Consider the following 19,669-nt stretch of genomic DNA (forward strand, 5'->3'; position numbering starts at 1 on the left):
AGCATTTTTTACAAGTAGAGTGAAAAACATACAACCCCATATAATAAACTTCTTTTTTTTCAATAAAATAGTCACTTTGGCGCAAACTATGCAATATCTCCTATGAATGGATTACCACTTATAGCTTTAGAGTTTTTATTAGTAGTACTGTCTTATATTTCAGGCAATTCATTAGGAAAGACTAATTAAAGTGTATTTTAAATTTATACTGCAAAGGAGTAAAAAATGAACACGCTTAAAAAGATTTTAGTTACATTCACTTTTTCAATGCTAAGTATTGCTTTTTCAAGTAATGCAACGCCAATAACCGCATGGGACTTCATCGTAGATTCAGCATTTACTGGACCAACAATTTATACTGCTGGTACAGGAACACCAACGGAGTCTAACACCAATACATTCTTTAATGCCCCGACAACACTTTCTTGGGGTGATCAAGAGGACCAGAGCTCTTTAGATATTTCTTCAGGAAGTAACGGTAATGTTTGGGGTAATAATTTAGCCAACGGCACAGCAGCTCAAACTGCTTTGTTAGTGCACAACAACATTACTATTCCGGGCGGATCTAGTGTGTTACAAAGCACAGTGTTAAGTACCGTTTTACAAGTAACCCCAGCGGGTCTTCCGTTTCCATTAGTTCCACCACCAGCGATTGCTTTTGATATTTTCTTTAAAGAAACGCCTAATGTAGGTGGCTTATGTGGCGGTGTTGCTTGTGCGAATGATATTTTTGTTATCACTATGCCGCCAGGTGTCATATTTAATCAAGGTGAAGGTACGTTGAACCAACAATTTGGTATAGGACAATACACCTATAACACTGAATTAAAATTAGTTAGCACAACAAATGGTTCAGGCTTAGCTGTACTAAACGATGCCATTTGTAACCGCGTTCCTGGTGCTAGTAATGGCTGTGTTGGTTTAACCACATTAGAAAAAGAGTCAAATGAATTTAAGGTTATGATGAAAATAACCCAAGTTCCTGAGCCTTCAGTAATATTGCTAATGAGCTTAGCTTTATTTGGCATTTTCGCTAGTATGCGAAACAAACACATTTAGCAGTTAATGAGATTCATTAAACGACTAATGTGTTCAATAAAGTAAAATACACTTTATTCAAAATACAAAAGCAGCCATAGGCTGCTTTTTTCTTATATGCATAGTTGTAGCCTATATATTAGCAATGGTTTAACATAGCACTATTCATTTTTCCGCCTTGCTTACACATGATAGACACCACCTTATTATCACTTTTTATTCCTACTTTTTTTTTAGTCAGCATAACACCGGGCATGTGCATGACATTAGCCATGACACTAGGTATGTCGGTAGGTATTAGAAAAACTTTATGGATGATGTACGGTGAGCTACTCGGTGTTGCTATTGTTGCTATTGCTGCCGTTATTGGTGTTTCAGCAATAATGTTAAAATACCCCCAGTTGTTTAATGTTTTAAAGTTTATTGGCGCAGGTTACTTACTGTATATTGGCGTGAGTATGTGGCAATCGAAAGGAAAGTTAGCTTTATCTTCAGCTGCCGAAAAAACATCCAACATAGCAGCTAAGCAATTATTTACACAAGGTTTTATCACGGCTATTGCCAATCCTAAAGGTTGGGCTTTCATGATTTCATTACTACCTCCTTTCATTAATACACAGCTATCCCTCGCCCCGCAATTAAGTATTTTAATTACTGTTATCTTGGTGTCTGAATTCTCTTGTATGATGATTTATGCAACTGGCGGAAAAACGATTGCGAAGCTATTAACGCAAGCAGACAATGTAAAGTTACTCAATAAAATTTCAGGTGTTCTGATGATGTTAGTCGCACTTTGGCTAGCTTTAAGCTAATTTAATCTCTGCACCCGATTAGGTTTGATAAATTAGTGCGCCGCTACTTAAAAACGATTAAAATAACCATAGTATTTAACGTGCTTTCTAAATTTTAAAGCATTTATGTCTTCATTTATCTAGTTAACCTCAGCTCGGGTTAAGAGATAAGTTAATCGTTTGAAATGTTAGACTTGTGGTTTTAGCAACTCACTAGCTTGATAGTTTTTCTTAATTCAAGGCAAATTCATTAAGAATAGTTATTCTATTGTTTATGAATTTAACACAGAAGTAAGGAGAAATAGCTGCTAGGGAGCTATTTATTATCCCGAGCTGAGGTTAGTTAACTATATGTCAAAAATCCCCCTTCCTAGCTGTTTTACTCCTTTTACCCACAATGTATGTGATGTGTTGTTACCAAAACAATTTACTTACCCTTTTTGTTATAAACCCCACAAACTTGCTGAATTAGCGTGTAACGAGTTACAGCAAAAGCTCACTCATTTTCATCCGCTAAACCTCAAGCAGAAAGGGAGAATGTACGGCGTGCTCATTGTTAAATCACCGACAGGTGAGTTAGGTTACCTATCGGCATTATCAGGAAATGCTAATGACTGTAAGAATGAGATCAATGTTGATATAAATTTTGTTCCTGCTATTCATCAAACTACCGATAAAACAGCGCAAGATATAGCAAAACAAAGTCAAATAAATGCCATAAACAGTGAGATAGCACAGCTAGCATCAAGCCCTAAACTTGTTGAGCTAACACAATTATTCACCCGTCAAAATGCGCAAGCCAATGAACAGGTTTACCAATTACAATCAACACTACGTAACAATAAAAAACAACGGAAAGAAAAGCGCTTATGGCTAGCTAGTGCAAATTTACCTGAAGATGAATACCGAAATATCAGCATCGATCTTTCAAGGCAAAGTGTTACTGACAAAAAAAGGTTAATTGCATTAAAGACAGAATGGGATCAACGCCTTGCAGCAACAGAGCAACAATTATCTAAATTAACCAGCGAAATAGAATTACTTAAAAAAGCACGAAAGAAACTGTCTTCAAAATTACAAAAAGAGTATTTCAAACAATATCAACTGCTTAATATTCAAGGCGTTCAAAAAGATTTATTAGAACTATTTAGAGATACTATTCAACAAAAGCCACCTGCTGGGGCTGGTGATTGCGCCGCTCCAAAGCTATTGCAATATGCTTTTTCTCATCACTTAACGCCCGTTTGTATGGCCGAATTCTGGTGGGGTGAACAACCGAAATCTGAAATACGTAAGCACTTACACTTTTATCCTGCTTGCCAAGGTAAATGCCAACCTATCTTGACACATATGCTTAACGGCATGGATGTTGAAGAAAACCCGTTATTAAAAAACCCCGCTGAGGGAAAAGAATTAGAGATAATTTATAGCGATGAACATTTAGTGGTGGTCAACAAGCCCGCTGATTTCCTTTCCGTTCCAGGGAAAACAATTCAAGATTCTGTTTATACGCGCATTAAAGATTTGTTTCCACAAGCGACTGGCAGCTTGATTTTGCATCGTTTAGACATGGCAACCTCAGGGTTATTAATACTCGCATTAAATGAGCGCGCACATAAGCATTTACAGCATCAATTTATTGATAAGAAAATCAACAAGCGCTATGTTGCGATTATTGATGGCTTACTAACTGAAGAGTCAGGTAAAATAACTTTACCGTTACGTGGTGATTTTGATGATAGGCCAAGACAAATGGTATGTTTTGAGCATGGCAAAAAAGCAGAAACACACTGGCAAGTTATTGAGCAAAAGCATAATCAAACCAAGCTCTTTTTATACCCAATTTCAGGTAGAACTCACCAATTACGAGTGCACTGTGCCCACCCTCAAGGATTAAATATGCCCATTATCGGTGACGGTCTATATGGAACACACTCCACAAGACTTCATTTACATGCACAACGTTTATCTTTTATACACCCGATAACCAAACAAGAGTTAACCTTTGAGATAGAAGCTAATTTTTGAGTTGTTTATACTGTCTATTTTTTTTACACGCAAAGATAAAAAAGCACAACAAAACGACTTAACCACCTGTTTATATTGAACTTTTGGGTGTTGGCGCACAAAATGCTTAATGAGCTCTTTTTCATACTCTAAAAAGGAAGTAACTTGAACACACAAACTATCAAAGTAGCTTTAATTGGCTTAATGCTAACATTTAGCGCTTACTCAAATGCCGGCTTAATCGGTGTATTTGGTAATAACTCAAATAATAATATCGTTAATTTTTTAAATGCTAACGGCCACACCGCGGTTAACTTTGGCGGTTCAGCTACTGCAGCACAGTTAGAAGGCCTAGACGCCGTTATTGGTTTACGTGCCGATGGTAACAACGACGTGTTAAATTTCGTTTTAAATGGCGGTTTATATATTACTGAATGGAGAGCAGCTGAGTGGGCACTAGATGTTGCTAATATGCTTAATGCAGACGGTGGTAATAATATACATTTTGGTAGTGATACTAATATTACACAATCTGGACTTCCCAGATTTCACTAGACAGTTTCTAACTCAGAAAAATACGCTTCCTCAAATTTAGCAGGTGATACACCGCCTGTATGTGAGTGACGCTTTTTAGGATTGTAAAACATTTCTATAAAATTAAATATCTCGGTTTTCGCATCGTTACGTGTCGAGTATATCTTCTTTTTAATAATATGCTTTTTGATCGTTGCGAAAAAGCTCTCAGCAACCGCATTATCATGGCAATTACCTCGACGACTCATCGAAGGTACAAGCTTATGCTCTTTCATCAATGCTAAGTAATCTGAACTGCCATATTGGCTACCTTGATCCGTGTGTACCATCACTTTAGATTTTGGCTGGCGTTGATAAACCGCCATTAGCAATGCTTTCATTACTAAATGCTTATCCATATTTTTATCCATCGACCACCCGACAATGCGTCGTGAAAACAAATCCATAACCGTTGCTACATACAAGAAGCCTTCGTAGGTCCTCACATAGGTAATGTCACTCACCCACGTTTGATTAGGCGCAGGAGGATTGAATTGACGTGCGAGTAAGTTATCAGCAATACGTGATGTTTTACCGCCTTTTATGTGGCGACGTTTATAGCCTATTTGCGCTCTGAGTTTATGCTCACGCATGATCTTAGCAACTCGGTTAACACTGCATTGTTCACCAGCTTCACGTAAATCTGCGTGTATCCAAGGACTACCGTAAGTACCACCACTGGCCACATAATATTCCTTTATCAACTTAAGCAAGCGTATATCTTCTATTGCTCTGTCACTTAAAGGCTTTTTTAACCATGCATAGAAGCCACTTCGGTGTAACTTGAACAGCCTGCACATCGCTAGGATTGAAAACTCATCTTGATGATCACGAATGAAGCCGTACTTTACTCTGGGTTGCTGGCAAAGTACCTTGCGGCCTTTTTTAATATGTCCCGTTCCTCCGTGACACGTTTTAATTCAGCTTCCAGCCTGGCTATACGTAGTTGTTCGTCAGACGATTTCGATGGTTTAGGCTTGTCTGATAATTGGCTACGCCAGTGATATAACGTTTTAGTACAAATACCTAAACGTTCTGATACTTCTGCAACAGAATAACCACGTTCAGTGGTTTGTTTAACTGCTTCAATTTTAAATTCTTCGGTATACCGTTTGCCTTTGCTCATAAACACCTCTAATTGAAGTTACAATGTAACTCATTTGGTGTCTAGTAAAGTCTGGGAAGTCCAATCTGATTTAGCTTTGTCTATGGGCTTAGGCAATGGTTTATCTAATCCTTATAGCGACGGGCAAAGAACTGAATTTCAATGGACTCTTCAAAACATTGGCGCTGAAGTTGATATTTTAGCAACGAGAGAAGGTGCAATCCCTGCTATTTTAGGTGGTGCTGTTGGTAATGGTTACGCTTTTATTAATACGTTAGACTGGGCTGATGGCTTTGGTAGCGGTGCACACAGCAGTGGTACTTGGTTATTAAATGCCTTATCAGCTGATGTTAATGACATTCCTGAACCTTCTACTATTGCAATGTTCGGCTTAGCGTTACTTGGTTTAGCTTCAAGAAAATCAAAAAGAGTATAAAAGTTAACTAAATAATTAGGGGCTGTTGATCTTTCGCGATTAAATTTTGTTCGAGCTAAAAGCGTTTTATTCGCGGCGAGTAGTGTGCAGCTTAGTCATTCTAAGCAAATACTACTCAACAAAGCGTAAAATGCTTTTAGCCGAATCCTTCGGACAGCGTTTGTTGGTCATTTTTACGGCGTTATCGCCTTTTTATGTGGAATAACCACATGACAAAGGCTCTTCCTTGTACAAATGCCCAACAAAAAGCTGCAAAAACAACCCCGAAAGATCAACAGCCCCTAGTAACTTTAATTAAAAATAGCACCTTCAGGTGCTTTTTTTATACAGTTTTGGGTACTTATATGGCTAAGTCAATAATGGTTACTTAATCACAAGCGCAACACCACGATGACCATCACCTTGTTGAGAAGCCGCTTGATACTCTCCATTCACAGTTGAAATCATATGCAAGTCACCAAAATCTCTTTTTACCATTTTATACCCTTTATCTTTTAAAGATTTTAGCGCTGCTTCATTCATATCTGTGTAATGTTCTATTTGATCTTTTGGCCATAGTTGGTGATGAAAACGCGCCGCATTTACCGCTTCATTTGCTGTCATATTAAATTCAATACTATTGAGGATTGATTGATAAACAGAGCTGATAATAGTTGTTCCACCTGGAGAACCCGTAACAATATCAACCTTATTTTCTTTAAGTAAAATAGTTGGAGACATGGATGAAAGCATTCTTTTATTCGGCTGTATTTCATTTGCTGTTCCACCTAGAGCACCAAACACATTTGCTACACCGGGCTTGGCGCTAAAGTCATCCATTTCGTCATTGAGAATAAAGCCTGCACCTTCAACAATTACACCACTGCCAAAGGTATAGTTAATCGTTGTGGTGTTAGAGACTGCATTACCCCATTTATCAACAATTGAAAAATGCGTAGTATCTCGACTTTCTTCCAACCCTGGTTCAACGTGTTTGGTGTTTGAAATTTTCTGGAAGGAGATTTCTTTTGCCCTGTTGGCTAAGTAGTTTTGATTTAATAATGAAGCCACAGGTACCTCTATGAAATCGGGATCACCGAGATATTCAGCTCTATCAGAAAAAACACGTTTACCAATCTCGGCGAGTGCATGTATGTATTGCGCAGAATTGTGTCCTAAAGGTTGCTCTCCTTTAACTAAGTCATACATAGTTAACCATTGTAGTACAGCAATACCACCTGAGCTTGGTGGCGGGGCTGTAACAACAGTATAGTCTCGCCAACTTTTCACTAATGGTTTACGCCATTTTGCTTGATAAGCAGCTAAATCTTCTTTAGAAATAATACCGCCATTGTTTTTCATAAAGTCACTGATAATTTTTGCCGTTTCACCTTGATAAAAACCATCCCTTCCATGAAGTGATATGCGCTTCAAGGTTTCAGCAAGTTCTGGTTGAATAAAGGCTTTACCTGTTTGTGCTGATGAAAAGTATTTAGCAAAATTCACTATGTGGCCTTGTCTCTCAAAACTTTCGATACGCCAATTAATATTCTCTTTTAAGACGGGGTGAACAATAAACCCTTCTTGTGCTAATTTTATTGCAGGTGAAAGCAAGTATTGCCAAGATTTTGAACCATATTTTTTATGGGCTTGCCACATACCATCAACGGTACCCGGCACGCCAGCAGATAAAGTGCCATAGAGTGATAGGTATGGTATTACCTCACCATGTTTATCTAGATACATATCTCTATGAGCCTTAGTTGGTGCAACTTCCCGATAATCTAAAAAGTCAGTATTACCGTCTTTAAAAATTGTCATAAAACCACCGCCGCCAATATTCCCCGCTTCAGGTAAAGTCACGGCCAAAACAAATTGAGCAGCAATAGCAGCATCAACAGCATTACCTCCGTCCTTTAAAACCTGTTCTGATACTTTTGCACTGTAACTATCAGGCATAGCTACAGCAGCATTTGAAGCAGCATAGAGGTTAAATGAAAAACAAAAAACAATAACTTGCAGTGTAAATAATAAGAGTTTATTCATAGTGATATCTCGTTTTAATAGGCACTAATTTCTATTCAAAATAGGGTAAATACAACACTATTTCATCAATTTTTTGAGTCTAAGCACGCAAGGATTATTTTTACTCTTGTATGCTCAATTCTTTAATTATTAAAGCGATTTAAATATTGTTTTGCCATGTTATGAGCATAATCTAAAGCCAGTTCCTGAGCAATATTGACATCGGGTGTGACTCCCACACCTTCCCAGTGGCTAGCAGTTGTTGGGTGATTAGAAATCGCTATGGGTACAGAAACACTAAGATAATTATTTATTTTTTGTATTTGTACAATATACGCAACGCCCATGGTTTCTTCGCCAACTATCACGGCTTTATCTAAGTGTTTAAGCGTGTAACTAATAAACTCACCAGCATTGGCCACAAAGGCAGAAGTTAGAATATAAAGAGGAAACTCTTGTTTAAATTTTTCATTACCACCCGTTGCTAAGGCTTTAAGCGTTTTTGTTTTACTGTGTTTATCATAGGATATTGCACTAAGTTTTGTGTTTTCATGTACAAAAAAACTCATAATGTAATGAGCTAAGGTTATTGAATGCCCATCACTATTTCTTAGATCTACAATTAACGCATCAACATCAGACAATAATTGCAATGCTTGAAAAACCTCATGCTCTGCTTGGGGATTTTGAGCAAAACGTTTTAAGTTAAAATAGCCAATATTGTCAGATAAAATTTCTACATGACCAATATTAAACATATTTCTTTTGAAAGCTGCTGCTTCAATCGGTTGCTGTTCAATGACTAATGGATGATTAGATTCAACCACCTCAAGATAAATATCTTCGCTGGCATGCTTGATCACGGTATTCATTTTTTTCATCAATGAATACCAGTCATTAGTCCCATCAAACGATTCATTGGCGGCACTGCGCTGCAGTGCCTTTTCTATAAGCCTTGATTTTTCAGGAAATAAATACGACATATTTATTGTTTGAATGGCTTTTTCTATTGTTTCATTTATCTCTTCTTTAGATAACTTATCGTTAAGGTCATATAGATTCATTGCGAATGCAGGTGAAGTCGATACACTGAACCACAGTATTACGGGCATAATTACCCTAAAAAGTTTATTCATTTCATTTTCTCATTTAAGTCAAATTAATAACCAACAGATCTTGGCTATGGTGCAATAAAATAAATGAAACTAATCTTCGTAGGTCAGTCGTGCTTTATACAAAATATTACTGCTTTTCCAAGCAGAAATACTAGAACGCGAATTCTTTTTTAAGGTGAGAAACCATGGAGGTGCTACAGTAGGCTTATACCATTTAATCTTTAAGACGGGTAATGTAAATAAACCAATAAATGCAACAAATAAGTAGTGAGTGAAAACCTGTTCTACATGTGAGAAGTTTGACGCTTGATTGTGCGTCACTAACACGCCAATATCTAAAGTGGAATCATTCACTTTTTCTATAAACGATTGACTTTTATAAATAGAAGCTTGTTTTTCATTACTTACGGATGTCGTTATACCTAGCGTTAAAACTAACGCGATAATCGCTAAGCAATATGACAACCTTGAAAATAACATCAATACAAGAACTACAAAATAATTGAGTCGAAAGAGTGTAACATCGTTTAACACTTCATTAAAATTGCAAGGTTTAACGACAGGTTTTAATTAACTCATTTGATCTTTATACCTTTCATAACCGTACTTTAAGTATAAATCACAACCATTCGACAATTATTCATGAAGAGTTTTACTCAAAACGATCTTACTAGTATGGAATCTCGTTACAGAGCCCAATTGATAAACAGTTTATCTGGTTTTAAAAGTGCAAACCTTATTGGCACTATCGATAACCAAGGACAAACTAATGTAGCCATATTTAGTTCAGTTTTTCATTTGGGCGCATCGCCTGCACTAACAGGCTTTATAATACGACCGCACAGCGTAGATAGGCATACATTAGAGAATATCGAACAAACTCAAAGTTACACCATTAATCAAGTAGGTCAAAAATTCTGGCCAGCTGCTCATCAAACATCAGCGCGTTATGCTAAAAATGAATGTGAATTTGAACAAACGGGGTTATCTAAAACATTTATAGATGGCATAAAAGCCCCATTTGTTGCAGAAAGTTTGCTCAAGTACGCGTTAACACTAAAAGAAATAGTGCCCATTACCTTAAATAACACCTTGATGGTTATTGGTGAAATCACCAATATCTTATGTGAAGATTCTGCAATTACTGATGATGGCTATATTGATATTGAGTCACTCGGCACTGTCGCTATTTCAGGATTAGATAGTTATCACGAAAGCCAACGTTTATCACGCTTAAGTTATGCAAAACCTCATCAATTACCTGTGCATTTTTAGTCAACTCAATAACGTCCTGCTGTTGAAGGAGTTTATATGTTAACCATTTTTTATGATGGCAATTGCCCTTTATGTTATAGCGAAATGCAGAGCTTAAAGCGGCATGATCAAAACAACCTGATCAAGCTGGTGAATATTCATTCCAATGATTTTAATACATTGTATCCTGAAGTTAGCACTGAGAACGCGATGAAAATTCTTCATGGCGTTTACCAAAACAAGCAACTACTCGGACTTGAAGTCACTCATAGAGCGTGGACTTTAGTGGGTAAAGGCTTTTGGGTTGCCCCGTTAAACTGGCCTGTTATTAAAACCATGAGTCACTGGGTCTATTTACTGGTGGCAAAATATCGACATCCTATCTCTGCAAGGTTAGCAACATTGATGAACCTTGAGTCAAAGCAATGCAACAAAGGAGTCTGTTTTGATAAACCAACGAACATTGATAATAGGCGCAAATAGCGGCATCGCTACAGCATTAACATTAGCCTTGCTAAAAGATACCGACAGACAATTAATATTAATTACTCGTAATATTGAGCATTTACAAGGTATCGACTCCAATCAAGCAATACCTATTCATGTCAACAATTATGATGAACAATCAATTAAAAGGGCGGTTAGTAAACTGCAAGCTATGAAAGCACTGCCTATCACTCAAGTATTTATCTGCTCTGGTATTTTACATTCGCGGAATATAAAGCCCGAAAAGCGACTTGAAGACTTTGATGCTAATGCTTTTTCGCAAATTATCAACGCTAACACGTTATCGCCCATACTTTGGCTTAAGCATTTAACCACATTACTCACCAGCGAACATACTTGTAAAGTAACTGTGTTCAGTGCGCGTGTTGGCAGTACAAGTGATAATAAATTAGGCGGCTGGTACAGTTATAGATGCTCTAAAGCCGCATTAAACATGTTACTAAAAACAGTAGCCATTGAGTTTGCTCGCAGAGCAAAGAATATTAAAGTGATTGCCTTTCACCCAGGAACAACAGATACACCTTTGTCTAAACCTTTTCAAAAGAATGTGCCTGTTGGAAAACTATTTACTCGTGAATTCGTAGCTAAGCAACTTTTAGATATTGTTGAAAAAACGCCTGTTGATGGTGAGTTATCCTACCTTGATTGGCAGGGAAAACACATTAACTTTTAGTAAGTTATAGATTAGAAATATTATCTAGTTATATTAACCTACCTACTGTTAGCGCCAGCCCATTAACCATATATTTGACTCTTTAAGATCGCGCCAATTAATGGCGTATTCATGCTTAGTCATTACTGCTTCTATCACACAATTTATCACCTGCTGGTCTTCATTAAACTCAACTTTGGTGATAATAAAATGCTTTTCCTTTTTGTTATTTACTTCTACTTTGGTCCATTTACTTTGTAGTAACGCTTTAGGGCTAACTTTATTAGTCAATGCTGATACTCCTGTTGATGGTAAGTTGGTATAAAGATAAAGAGAAAGGCCCTTTACGTTTGTTGGTTAATAAAAAACCTACTTGTTTAATATCTTCTGAGTTGAGCGTAGGTGCACCTCTAATAATACGTCCCCGAAACGACGCATTGAAATCAGCCAATGACAACTTAATGGTCTGCCTTTGCCCTGCCACCGTAGTAAAGTCATGCTTATATGCTAAGCGATAGCCATTTATAAATATTGCTAACCTAAGCTGATAAGTTAATCCATCTCCTTGAACATCAATTTCAATGGTATTTAACCCCTGAGATAATGGTTCAATATTGCGATAAACAGAACTAAAACCACCATTATTTTCCAATGAAATCACTCCTTGAAAAACAGAATATTGGGTGTCAAACGTTAAAAAGCCTTGCGACTTTCCCCCCATCACATTGTCGTTAGTACTTTGCCATTTTTGCAATTCATCGGCTTTATTGAAATTAATGATGTATGCACTCTCATTGTGTTCATTGTGGTGCTTATTATCTGCACTAGCCAGTGCGGTTTGGGGCAATAATGTCATTAGTACTAGTCCGAAAAAATTATAATAAAACACCTTTAAACGGCTTTAACCGTTAAATTTTTATAGTGTTGCTGAAATGCTGCCAATGTTTCTTCTTTTTCGTACTCTATGCTTAACTTACCGTGAAATAGCAGGGTCACAGTTAAATCTTCAAATGATAACCAACAAACATATCCATCATGATCATGCCACGCTTGAATACCTGAAAGCTCGCGCACACCAGATCGCAATTGCCCATGACTCATGACGACATCAAAAATATGTAAAAAATCTCTCGTGTTTAATTTATCATTCATTTTACACCTAGCTACGTTAGTCATTTGTATATGAATATACGTTGAGCTTTTATCATTAGATCAATATCCCACCCTAGTTTAACGAGGCTTTGGTTGTGAATAACTAACAAAAGTGATCCTAACGCACATAATGATCATATATATAATTATTAATAGGTCAAAAGAGTTAACACCATGCGTTTACATATAATTTTCGTGCTCGTTTTCTTATCGGGTTGTATGACAACCTACCCTAACCAACAAGTAGTAGGACAAAATCTACCTGATATATCAGGTACTTCATTAGAGGAACAGAGCATAAAAATGCCTGAAGCATTTAATCAAGCATTAACCTTGCTACTTATCGGCTACAAGCAAGATTCTCAATTTGATATTGATCGTTGGTTAATTGCTCTTGATATGACACAGGTTAATGTTCCTGTTTATGAGTTACCAACAATTCAAGGAATGGTGCCTCGCATGTTCAGCACTTATATTGACAACGGTATGAGAGCGGGTATACCTAAGCCGTTATGGAAAGGAGTTATTACGATTTATCAAGATGGTGATAAGGTGCAAAAGTTTACCGGCAACGAAAACCCGAATAACGCTAGAGTATTAATGATTAATCAACAAGGAAAAATAGTATATTTCTATGATCAAGGGTTTGCTGTTGATGCATTAAATAAGCTAAAAGATGTTGTATCGAAAGAAGATACATATAAATAATTATTTTAAGGGTAATAATCAGAGTAGAAGTAGCTATCAAGCCACTTCTACTCATTGTGTTTTTATGTTTTGAAGATATAGAATATTATCTTGAGGGTATAAGGATAAGTTCTTGCTGCGGTGGTATTAAGTATTCAGCACCCGTTTCAGTGATAACAGCCATTTCTTCAACCGAGATTGTTTTCAGTGAGCCATCTGCTCTTTTCCAGCTATGAAAGCCATCAAATGCAAAAACCATCCCTGCTTTAAGTTTTTTTTGAGCACTTGGTCGAACACCTGCTGAACGTGATCCGCCTAAGTTTGGCCCCGTATCATGTGCAACATAACCCACAGGATGCCCCGTACTCCACATAACAAATTCTGAACCATTCTTTTCCATCAGAACTGATTGGGCAGCATCTACTTCGATGCCTTTCACGCCCGGTTTCATTGCCTTAAATGCTGCAAATCCTCCTGCTTTACCACTGTCCCAATAGTGCTGGATTTCTTTTGGCGCTGTCATTTCTCCTGCTTTAAGTACATAAGCAAATCGTTGAATATCGCTGACCCATCGATTATGTAACTTAATACCGAAGTCTATTTGAATAACATCGCCTGGCATAATTACTTTGTTAGTAGCATGGGAGTGACCGCGATCAGGCCCTGAGTTTACGTTGGGGTTTTGAGCAGGTGCCCATCCGTCTTTTACACCATGCTGTTTCATTTTATTTTTCAAAAAGCGAGCAACATCTGCATCGGTTGTTTTACCTGGAATTATTTCTTGGTAAGCCTCAATTTGCCATTGTGCCGTTAATTTTGCTGCTTCTTTCATGATAGCAACTTCTTGAGGTAACTTAATTGACAACCACTCATATACCACCTCTTGTGAAGACACGAGCCTAGCTGCATATTCACTACCCAATGCTTTTTCAAGAGCTTTACGTTGAGTGTAACTAAGACCATCTGCCTGTGCATTAGTAACAGATGAGTTAATAGCAATTGTTTGAAAATTATTTTTCTGTAAAAAGCGAGCAGCTTGAGCAATTGTTGATTCATTACGAGGAACAGAAATAACCTGTTGCAGAGTATTAAGATCAGCTAAAGCAGTTGCTTCACTTGACGGAGAAAATGCAACAGAGTGAAATTTATTTTGCTTTAGATAGAATAAAAAAACTGCCGTTGAGCCGGCATTTTCACAACCAATATGGTCAGCTAAAGGATCATTATTATTCTCCCTGCAAATGGTTAACCATGCATCAACGTTTGCTACCTTTAACGCATTGGGCAGCAACTGATCAATACGTTGCTTTCTTATATCTGGCCAAGGGTTGTTCCTCTCGACAGAAGCATTAAGAGTAAATGATAGCGCCATAAATATAATGCCACTTAACACAGTAACTATTTTTATCATGATTATTTGCTCAGCGATTAAAACTTTAAGCAGAATAATCTGAATTAGACATATTTTCCATATACAGGTGTCATATAAATATGATGATTGGAGTTATAGATTTACTTGCAATAAAAAATTTCGCTATGCTCGTGTTATTAAAAAGTGGCAATTTCATAATTTTTTGATTTATTTTGACACAATCAGGTTTTAATAAAGACTAACTTAATATCGACTTAATCATGAGCTTTTTTCAAATGCATAAAGAATTTGAGCAAGTGTTAACAACAAATAATGGGCGGATACGGTATATCGCTTCACGGTACTCTCACGACGGCGAGTTTGACGATATGTATCAGGAGATATTATTGCAACTCTGGCGCAGCTTTGAATCTTTTAAAGGGCAAGCTAGCCGTGAAACATGGGTATATAAAGTCGCCTTAAACACCGCGTGCACCTTCGTAAAAAAGTCATTAAAAAATAAAGATGTAAAACGGTTTTCTTTACATCAAGTTATTGATAACTCAGAGCCCGCCCAAGATCATTGTCAAGCTGAGATATTAAACAACTTTATGAATCAGTTGAGCGACATTGAAGCCAGTATATTAATGATGTATTTAGATGGTTTGTCTTCCGAGGAATGCGCAGAGGTCGTTGGTATTAGTGCTAATGCTGTTCGCTCTAGGATCAAGCGTATTAAAATTGAATTTGAAAATCAGTACATAGGAGAGTAATCATGAAACTTGATGACCTTAAAAAAGATTGGCAAGAAACCATAGAAAAACCTTCTACGACAAATGATTTAACAGAGGTAATAACAATGTTAGAACAACAAACCACAAAAATAGATAAAGAAATAAAGCGTCGAGATATACTCGAAATATCCATTGCCGTGTTATTAATACCCGTGTGGATTTACGGACTACTCAATAGCGCAGGTATTATGCAATCTACAGGGTTAATTATCGCCATATTGTCATGTATCTATATTCCTTATAGATTGCTAAAAGCAAAAAAAATCAACGCGCCTAAAGACACCAATATCAAGGCTTTTCTTGAAAGTGAGAAACAGAAATTATCTCAACAAAAGCAACTACTTGAATCAATAGTAACCTGGTATATTGCGCCGCTAACCATCAGTATTATTTGCATCACGCTGGGCGCAACAGTCGATGCATCAGGCGTACCTCACTTAAATGAGCAGTTAATCACTTACTATGGTTTTTTAGGTTTACTTGTTGTCGGCGCTTATTTATTAAATAAACGCTCAGCCAAAAAGAAGTTCGAACCACTGTTAAGGAAAATTGAACAACGCTTATCTGAACTAGAGTGACAAAATTATCATCTAACCTTTAAAAAGAGAACACACTATGAAAACTAAAAAGAAAGGTCATAGCACATTAATCGCCGTAGTTTTGGTATTGCTTATATGTATAATCAGTGCAACTGCTAGCCAAGCAGCTTTCATATAAACAAAGCATCAAAAATAATGTTTAAAAAGAGAGATATTAACGAAAAATAAATAGCACTATTTTTCGTTTAATAATATTTCCCTTAATTTAATCAGGCCCTTGCCTTTATTCGATATTTTCCATGCCATAAAAAGATCTTGTGGTGCTTTTTTATCGACTAGTCCGATTTCAATAAGCTGCCCTGCTTTAAGGTACTTTTCAGCCATGTATCGAGGTAAATAACCGATACCAATGCCAGAAAGTATTGCCTCAATTTTATGGGCAACTGTACTGACATAAAAACGCTGACTGCCTTCAATTAAATTGACAGACCATGGTATTTCACTTTTTGCCGAATCATGCACTACAACACTACGGTACTGCGATAAGCTATTTGAATGAATGGGTGATTTGACCTTCGATAACGGGTGTAATTCATTAACAACTAGCACCGTGTCTAATTCATTTATTTTAACCGCACGAATCCCTTTTTGAGCAGGCATTGGTGCTGGTGCACCTATGACCAAATCGACTCTGTCTTCAATCAATGCTTCCCATGTGCCATTCAATACTTCTTCCTGTATATCAATTTCAATTGCTCCATGTACCGCGAGAAACTGCTGAATGCTAACAAATATCGGTTTAATATCTATAATTGAATCACACGCAATACGAATTTTCGGTTCCCATCCATTGGCAATGGTTTGTGTTTGCTCAGACAACGTATTAAGTGCAAACAAGACTTTGCGACCTTCAACTAATAAATGCTTTCCTGCGGGTGTTAAAACAGCGCGCCTGCCTTGCCTTTCAAAAAGAGTAACATTCAACTGCTCTTCAAGCTTTTGCACAATATAAGAAAGTGCCGAAGGCACTTTGTTTAATTGTTCGGCTGCAGCAGCGTAACTGCCACGATAATCAATGGCATCTAACACCAGCAATGCCTCTACACTCAGCGGAGGAGTTTTCATCACTTTATTCAATTTCAGAACTCATTTAAAACCTTCCTTATTGTTCAAATATTTTGAACATATCAAACAAATACTAGGGGTTATTTATTATTAATTCAACTAATACAATAGCTGCACAATAACTTAACAACTATCTAAACCCTATATAGATATACTAAAGGATTACATCGTGAACGTAAAAAACACATTCAATAACATCATTAATACTGAACAATCATTCTCTTCATTACCATTAAGGCTTATTGCAGGTTTAATTTTTACAGCACATGGCGCACAAAAGCTTTTCGCTTGGTTTGGCGGATATGGCTTGCAAGGTACAGGACAATGGATGGAGTCAATAGGCCTAGCACCAGGCTACTTAATGGCATTAATGGCTGGTAGTGCTGAGTTTTTTGGTGGTTTATTGTTAATTATCGGCTTTCTTACTAGACCAACAAGCTTTGTATTAGCGATTACCATGATTGTTGCCATTGTCAGTGTTCATTTAGAGAACGGGTTATTCATGTCTAATAATGGTTATGAGTTTGCACTAGCGTTGTTAGCAATATCTATTTCATTAATAATGAGTGGCGCAGGTAAGTTCTCTATCGATAATTTCCTTTCAGCGCGTTTAGGCTAATTCATCACTAAAAATCAAATCAACTCAATTTAACTTAATTTAAGAGGTGTAAAAGATGTCTTCAGTAAAAAGTAGCTGGAATAGCAGTATTAAAAATGGGGAATATCAACGTAAAGTGTCACAATTTAGAAACTGGATCACCCCTGATGGTAGCGCAGGAATAAGCGGACAAAAAGGCTTTAAAGCTGAAGCTGAACGTTATCATTTATATGTATCGCTTGCCTGCCCTTGGGCACATCGCACTTTGGTATTTCGTCAGTTAAAAGGTTTACAAGATTTAATTACCGTTAGTGTTGTACACCCCGACATGCATGAAAAAGGCTGGAGCTTTAAGCATGATGAAGAATCTGCCAAGCTTTATGGTACAACAGGTGATGATTTATATTCAGGTAATTATATTGGTGAAAAATACCTCGCGCAAGATTCAAATTACAGTGGCGTTAATAGCGTACCTATTTTGTGGGATAAGAAAAATAAAGTTATTGTAAATAATGAGTCATCTGAAATCATTCGCATGTTCAATAGTGCTTTTAATGATATTACGGGTAATACACTCGATTTTTACCCAGAAGCATTAAGAGAAAAGATTGATGAAGTCAATGAATTGGTTTATCACAACATTAATAATGGCGTGTACAAAACAGGTTTTGCTACAACTCAAGAAGCCTACGATAAAAATGTAACGCAATTATTTTCGGCATTAGATCACGTTGAAGAAAAATTATCGAAACAGCGTTATTTAACAGGCAATTACATTACGGAAGCAGATTGGCGACTATGGGTAACCTTAGTTAGATTCGATTCGGTGTATCACACCCACTTTAAATGTAACTTAAAACTCATTGAGCAATACCATAATATTTATCACTTTATGCTGGAGCTTTACCAAATGCCTAATATTGCTAAAACCGTTAATGAAGCGCATATAAAACGTCATTATTATGCAAGCCATTTAGCGTTAAATCCATACGGAATTGTACCTATTAGCCATAAACAAGATTGGACAGTACCGCATCAACGAGATGCAACGTTTAGCTAAAACATTTACTGATGCTTATTTTACCGTGTAAGGAAATCTTATGATTAAACATTACCCCTATAATAGCTTAGGCGGTGCGAATCATGGCTGGCTTAAAACTAAACATCATTTTAGCTTTGCCCATTACTATAACCCTAACCGTATGGGTTTTGGTGCATTGCGTGTTGTTAATGATGATTGGATTAAAGCTGAAGCGGGTTTTCCTCCTCATCCCCACCGCAATATGGAAATAATCACCTTTGTACGTTCAGGCGCTATCATGCATCAAGATAGCGTGGGCAATAAAGGTGTCACTAAAGCGGGAGAAGTACAAGTAATGAGCGCTGGTAAAGGTATAGTTCACTCTGAATATAATCATACCAAAGAGCCACTAACCCTTTACCAAATTTGGATTGAAACCAATAAACAAAATGTTGAACCTCGCTGGGAAACTAAGAAATTCCCAACTAAGCGTAGTAATGCATTAATGCTATTAGCATCTGGCTATCCAGAAGATAAAAATAAAGCATTATTTCTCAACCAAGAAGCATGTATTTACTCAGGTAAATTAGCAAAAGGAACGATTATTAAACATAACATTCGTCATCAAGCTTATATTTTAGCCTCAAGTGGTATGTTTAAAGTTGAACAATCTAGTGAGAGCAAAACAGAGCACATAACTATGAATAAAGGTGACGGAGCGGAAATTACTCAAACAAACACGATTAAAATATCTGGCAACACAGATTGTGAGATTATTATTATTGATACGCCAGCAAAATATTAATTTAGGAGGATAACCTCAAGCACGTCAGCCCACCACAAAGTGAAGTAGTCAAATGAGCACCACGCCCGCCCCATCGTGGTGCAACACGATAACATAAAAAATATAAGCAACTGAA

At 37.0% G+C, this 19,669-nt stretch carries 23 protein-coding genes and 1 pseudogene; 15 read left to right on the forward strand and 9 right to left on the reverse strand.

What is annotated here, in order from left to right:
* The first annotated feature begins 225 nt into the window (after positions 1 to 225).
* The 4 genes from D1094_RS02825 to D1094_RS02840 all read left to right on the forward strand — a co-directional run bounded on the left by D1094_RS02825 (position 226) and on the right by D1094_RS02840 (position 4,391).
* Positions 226 to 1,059 (forward strand): THxN family PEP-CTERM protein, encoded by an 834-nt coding sequence (locus D1094_RS02825; RefSeq protein WP_118958531.1) that lies wholly within the window; start codon positions 226 to 228, stop codon positions 1,057 to 1,059.
* A gap of 167 nt (positions 1,060 to 1,226) precedes the next feature.
* Positions 1,227 to 1,850 (forward strand): LysE family translocator, encoded by a 624-nt coding sequence (locus D1094_RS02830; protein WP_118958532.1) that lies wholly within the window; start codon positions 1,227 to 1,229, stop codon positions 1,848 to 1,850.
* Between the two features lie 330 nt (positions 1,851 to 2,180).
* Positions 2,181 to 3,857, forward strand: a complete 1,677-nt coding sequence (locus D1094_RS02835; protein ID WP_118958533.1) for an RluA family pseudouridine synthase — start codon at positions 2,181 to 2,183, stop codon at positions 3,855 to 3,857.
* A 144-nt stretch (positions 3,858 to 4,001) separates the two neighbouring features.
* On the forward strand, positions 4,002 to 4,391 hold the full coding sequence (locus D1094_RS02840; protein WP_118958534.1) for a hypothetical protein: 390 nt from the start codon (positions 4,002 to 4,004) through the stop codon (positions 4,389 to 4,391).
* Here the strand turns inward: D1094_RS02840 and D1094_RS02845 are convergent.
* Positions 4,388 to 5,535, reverse strand: a protein-coding gene (locus D1094_RS02845; RefSeq protein ID WP_118958535.1) for an IS3 family transposase whose coding sequence is annotated in 2 segments (ribosomal slippage) — positions 4,388 to 5,298 and positions 5,298 to 5,535 — 1,149 coding nt in all. Because the reading frame shifts where the segments join, the coding sequence is not laid out codon by codon here. The genes D1094_RS02840 and D1094_RS02845 overlap by 4 nt on opposite strands.
* Before the next feature lie 37 nt (positions 5,536 to 5,572).
* On the opposite strand from D1094_RS02845, the gene D1094_RS02850 reads away from it, so the two are divergent.
* Positions 5,573 to 5,950 (forward strand): PEP-CTERM sorting domain-containing protein, encoded by a 378-nt coding sequence (locus D1094_RS02850; protein ID WP_147361045.1) that lies wholly within the window; start codon positions 5,573 to 5,575, stop codon positions 5,948 to 5,950.
* Positions 5,951 to 6,032: 82 nt separating this feature from the next.
* Positions 6,033 to 6,248: pseudogene (locus tag D1094_RS18805) on the forward strand (hypothetical protein).
* A 65-nt stretch (positions 6,249 to 6,313) separates the two neighbouring features.
* Here the strand turns inward: D1094_RS18805 and ggt are convergent.
* The 3 genes from ggt to D1094_RS02870 form a co-directional block, all read right to left on the reverse strand.
* Positions 6,314 to 7,975: a gamma-glutamyltransferase gene (gene ggt, locus D1094_RS02860; RefSeq protein ID WP_118958537.1), complete on the reverse strand. Its 1,662-nt coding sequence runs from the start codon at positions 7,973 to 7,975 to the stop codon at positions 6,314 to 6,316.
* 122 nt (positions 7,976 to 8,097) lie between these two features.
* Positions 8,098 to 9,090: a S41 family peptidase gene (locus D1094_RS02865; protein WP_118958538.1), complete on the reverse strand. Its 993-nt coding sequence runs from the start codon at positions 9,088 to 9,090 to the stop codon at positions 8,098 to 8,100.
* 69 nt (positions 9,091 to 9,159) lie between these two features.
* Entirely contained in the window at positions 9,160 to 9,552 is a 393-nt protein-coding gene (locus D1094_RS02870) for a hypothetical protein (RefSeq protein WP_147361046.1), read from the reverse strand.
* A 159-nt stretch (positions 9,553 to 9,711) separates the two neighbouring features.
* Between D1094_RS02870 and D1094_RS02875 the strand changes: the two genes are divergently transcribed.
* Genes D1094_RS02875 through D1094_RS02885 form a run of 3 tightly spaced genes read left to right on the forward strand, consistent with a single transcriptional unit; the run spans position 9,712 to position 11,503 of the window.
* Positions 9,712 to 10,344, forward strand: a complete 633-nt coding sequence (locus tag D1094_RS02875; RefSeq protein WP_118958540.1) for a flavin reductase family protein — start codon at positions 9,712 to 9,714, stop codon at positions 10,342 to 10,344.
* 36 nt (positions 10,345 to 10,380) lie between these two features.
* Positions 10,381 to 10,806, forward strand: a complete 426-nt coding sequence (locus tag D1094_RS02880; RefSeq protein ID WP_118958541.1) for a thiol-disulfide oxidoreductase DCC family protein — start codon at positions 10,381 to 10,383, stop codon at positions 10,804 to 10,806.
* Positions 10,769 to 11,503: an SDR family NAD(P)-dependent oxidoreductase gene (locus D1094_RS02885; RefSeq protein ID WP_118958542.1), complete on the forward strand. Its 735-nt coding sequence runs from the start codon at positions 10,769 to 10,771 to the stop codon at positions 11,501 to 11,503. The genes D1094_RS02880 and D1094_RS02885 overlap by 38 nt, the downstream gene beginning before the upstream one ends.
* Before the next feature lie 48 nt (positions 11,504 to 11,551).
* Here D1094_RS02885 and D1094_RS02890 read toward each other — a convergent pair whose 3' ends face one another.
* The 3 genes from D1094_RS02890 to D1094_RS02900 are packed head-to-tail and all read right to left on the reverse strand — an operon-like array spanning position 11,552 to position 12,634.
* Entirely contained in the window at positions 11,552 to 11,773 is a 222-nt protein-coding gene (locus tag D1094_RS02890) for a TIGR02450 family Trp-rich protein (protein ID WP_118958543.1), read from the reverse strand.
* Positions 11,766 to 12,338, reverse strand: a complete 573-nt coding sequence (locus D1094_RS02895) for a CIA30 family protein (protein ID WP_118958544.1) — start codon at positions 12,336 to 12,338, stop codon at positions 11,766 to 11,768. The genes D1094_RS02890 and D1094_RS02895 overlap by 8 nt, the downstream gene beginning before the upstream one ends.
* Positions 12,339 to 12,373: 35 nt before the next feature.
* Positions 12,374 to 12,634 (reverse strand): DUF3081 family protein, encoded by a 261-nt coding sequence (locus D1094_RS02900; protein ID WP_118958545.1) that lies wholly within the window; start codon positions 12,632 to 12,634, stop codon positions 12,374 to 12,376.
* A 174-nt stretch (positions 12,635 to 12,808) separates the two neighbouring features.
* Between D1094_RS02900 and D1094_RS02905 the strand changes: the two genes are divergently transcribed.
* Complete coding sequence (locus D1094_RS02905; protein WP_118958546.1) at positions 12,809 to 13,342, forward strand: hypothetical protein; 534 nt, start codon at positions 12,809 to 12,811, stop codon at positions 13,340 to 13,342.
* 85 nt (positions 13,343 to 13,427) lie between these two features.
* On the opposite strand, the gene D1094_RS02910 is transcribed toward D1094_RS02905, so the two are convergent.
* Positions 13,428 to 14,732 (reverse strand): Xaa-Pro peptidase family protein, encoded by a 1,305-nt coding sequence (locus D1094_RS02910; protein WP_118958547.1) that lies wholly within the window; start codon positions 14,730 to 14,732, stop codon positions 13,428 to 13,430.
* Between the two features lie 236 nt (positions 14,733 to 14,968).
* Between D1094_RS02910 and D1094_RS02915 the strand changes: the two genes are divergently transcribed.
* A complete protein-coding gene (locus D1094_RS02915) occupies positions 14,969 to 15,445 on the forward strand; it encodes an RNA polymerase sigma factor (RefSeq protein WP_118958715.1) in 477 nt (158 codons plus the stop codon).
* 2 nt (positions 15,446 to 15,447) lie between these two features.
* Entirely contained in the window at positions 15,448 to 16,044 is a 597-nt protein-coding gene (locus D1094_RS02920; protein WP_118958548.1) for a hypothetical protein, read from the forward strand.
* Positions 16,045 to 16,239: 195 nt separating this feature from the next.
* Here D1094_RS02920 and D1094_RS02925 read toward each other — a convergent pair whose 3' ends face one another.
* Positions 16,240 to 17,130 carry a LysR substrate-binding domain-containing protein gene (locus D1094_RS02925; RefSeq protein ID WP_118958549.1) on the reverse strand — a complete coding sequence of 297 codons (891 nt, stop codon included), beginning with the start codon at positions 17,128 to 17,130 and terminating at the stop codon, positions 16,240 to 16,242.
* A gap of 169 nt (positions 17,131 to 17,299) precedes the next feature.
* Between D1094_RS02925 and D1094_RS02930 the strand changes: the two genes are divergently transcribed.
* From D1094_RS02930 to D1094_RS02940, 3 genes are read left to right on the forward strand one after another with little or no spacing between them, the layout of a single operon-like run.
* Positions 17,300 to 17,749, forward strand: coding sequence for a DoxX family protein (locus D1094_RS02930; protein WP_118958550.1), 450 nt, complete (start codon positions 17,300 to 17,302; stop codon positions 17,747 to 17,749).
* A gap of 55 nt (positions 17,750 to 17,804) precedes the next feature.
* On the forward strand, positions 17,805 to 18,788 hold the full coding sequence (locus tag D1094_RS02935) for a glutathione S-transferase family protein (RefSeq protein ID WP_118958551.1): 984 nt from the start codon (positions 17,805 to 17,807) through the stop codon (positions 18,786 to 18,788).
* A gap of 40 nt (positions 18,789 to 18,828) precedes the next feature.
* On the forward strand, positions 18,829 to 19,554 hold the full coding sequence (locus tag D1094_RS02940; RefSeq protein WP_118958552.1) for a pirin-like bicupin family protein: 726 nt from the start codon (positions 18,829 to 18,831) through the stop codon (positions 19,552 to 19,554).
* Positions 19,555 to 19,669 lie beyond the last annotated feature (115 nt).

This window comes from Colwellia sp. RSH04 (assembly GCF_003545765.1).
GTDB lineage: Bacteria > Pseudomonadota > Gammaproteobacteria > Enterobacterales > Alteromonadaceae > Colwellia.

Coding starts and splice junctions, on each gene's coding strand:
- D1094_RS02825 (WP_118958531.1), top strand. CDS start 226: ATGAACACGCTTAAAAAGATTTTAGTTACATTCACTTTTTCAATGCTA.
- D1094_RS02830 (WP_118958532.1), top strand. CDS start 1,227: ATGATAGACACCACCTTATTATCACTTTTTATTCCTACTTTTTTTTTA.
- D1094_RS02835 (WP_118958533.1), top strand. CDS start 2,181: ATGTCAAAAATCCCCCTTCCTAGCTGTTTTACTCCTTTTACCCACAAT.
- ggt (WP_118958537.1), bottom strand. CDS start 7,975: ATGAATAAACTCTTATTATTTACACTGCAAGTTATTGTTTTTTGTTTT.
- D1094_RS02865 (WP_118958538.1), bottom strand. CDS start 9,090: ATGAATAAACTTTTTAGGGTAATTATGCCCGTAATACTGTGGTTCAGT.
- D1094_RS02875 (WP_118958540.1), top strand. CDS start 9,712: ATGAAGAGTTTTACTCAAAACGATCTTACTAGTATGGAATCTCGTTAC.
- D1094_RS02880 (WP_118958541.1), top strand. CDS start 10,381: ATGTTAACCATTTTTTATGATGGCAATTGCCCTTTATGTTATAGCGAA.
- D1094_RS02895 (WP_118958544.1), bottom strand. CDS start 12,338: ATGACATTATTGCCCCAAACCGCACTGGCTAGTGCAGATAATAAGCAC.
- D1094_RS02900 (WP_118958545.1), bottom strand. CDS start 12,634: ATGAATGATAAATTAAACACGAGAGATTTTTTACATATTTTTGATGTC.
- D1094_RS02905 (WP_118958546.1), top strand. CDS start 12,809: ATGCGTTTACATATAATTTTCGTGCTCGTTTTCTTATCGGGTTGTATG.
- D1094_RS02910 (WP_118958547.1), bottom strand. CDS start 14,732: ATGATAAAAATAGTTACTGTGTTAAGTGGCATTATATTTATGGCGCTA.
- D1094_RS02915 (WP_118958715.1), top strand. CDS start 14,969: ATGCATAAAGAATTTGAGCAAGTGTTAACAACAAATAATGGGCGGATA.
- D1094_RS02920 (WP_118958548.1), top strand. CDS start 15,448: ATGAAACTTGATGACCTTAAAAAAGATTGGCAAGAAACCATAGAAAAA.
- D1094_RS02925 (WP_118958549.1), bottom strand. CDS start 17,130: ATGAAAACTCCTCCGCTGAGTGTAGAGGCATTGCTGGTGTTAGATGCC.
- D1094_RS02935 (WP_118958551.1), top strand. CDS start 17,805: ATGTCTTCAGTAAAAAGTAGCTGGAATAGCAGTATTAAAAATGGGGAA.
- D1094_RS02940 (WP_118958552.1), top strand. CDS start 18,829: ATGATTAAACATTACCCCTATAATAGCTTAGGCGGTGCGAATCATGGC.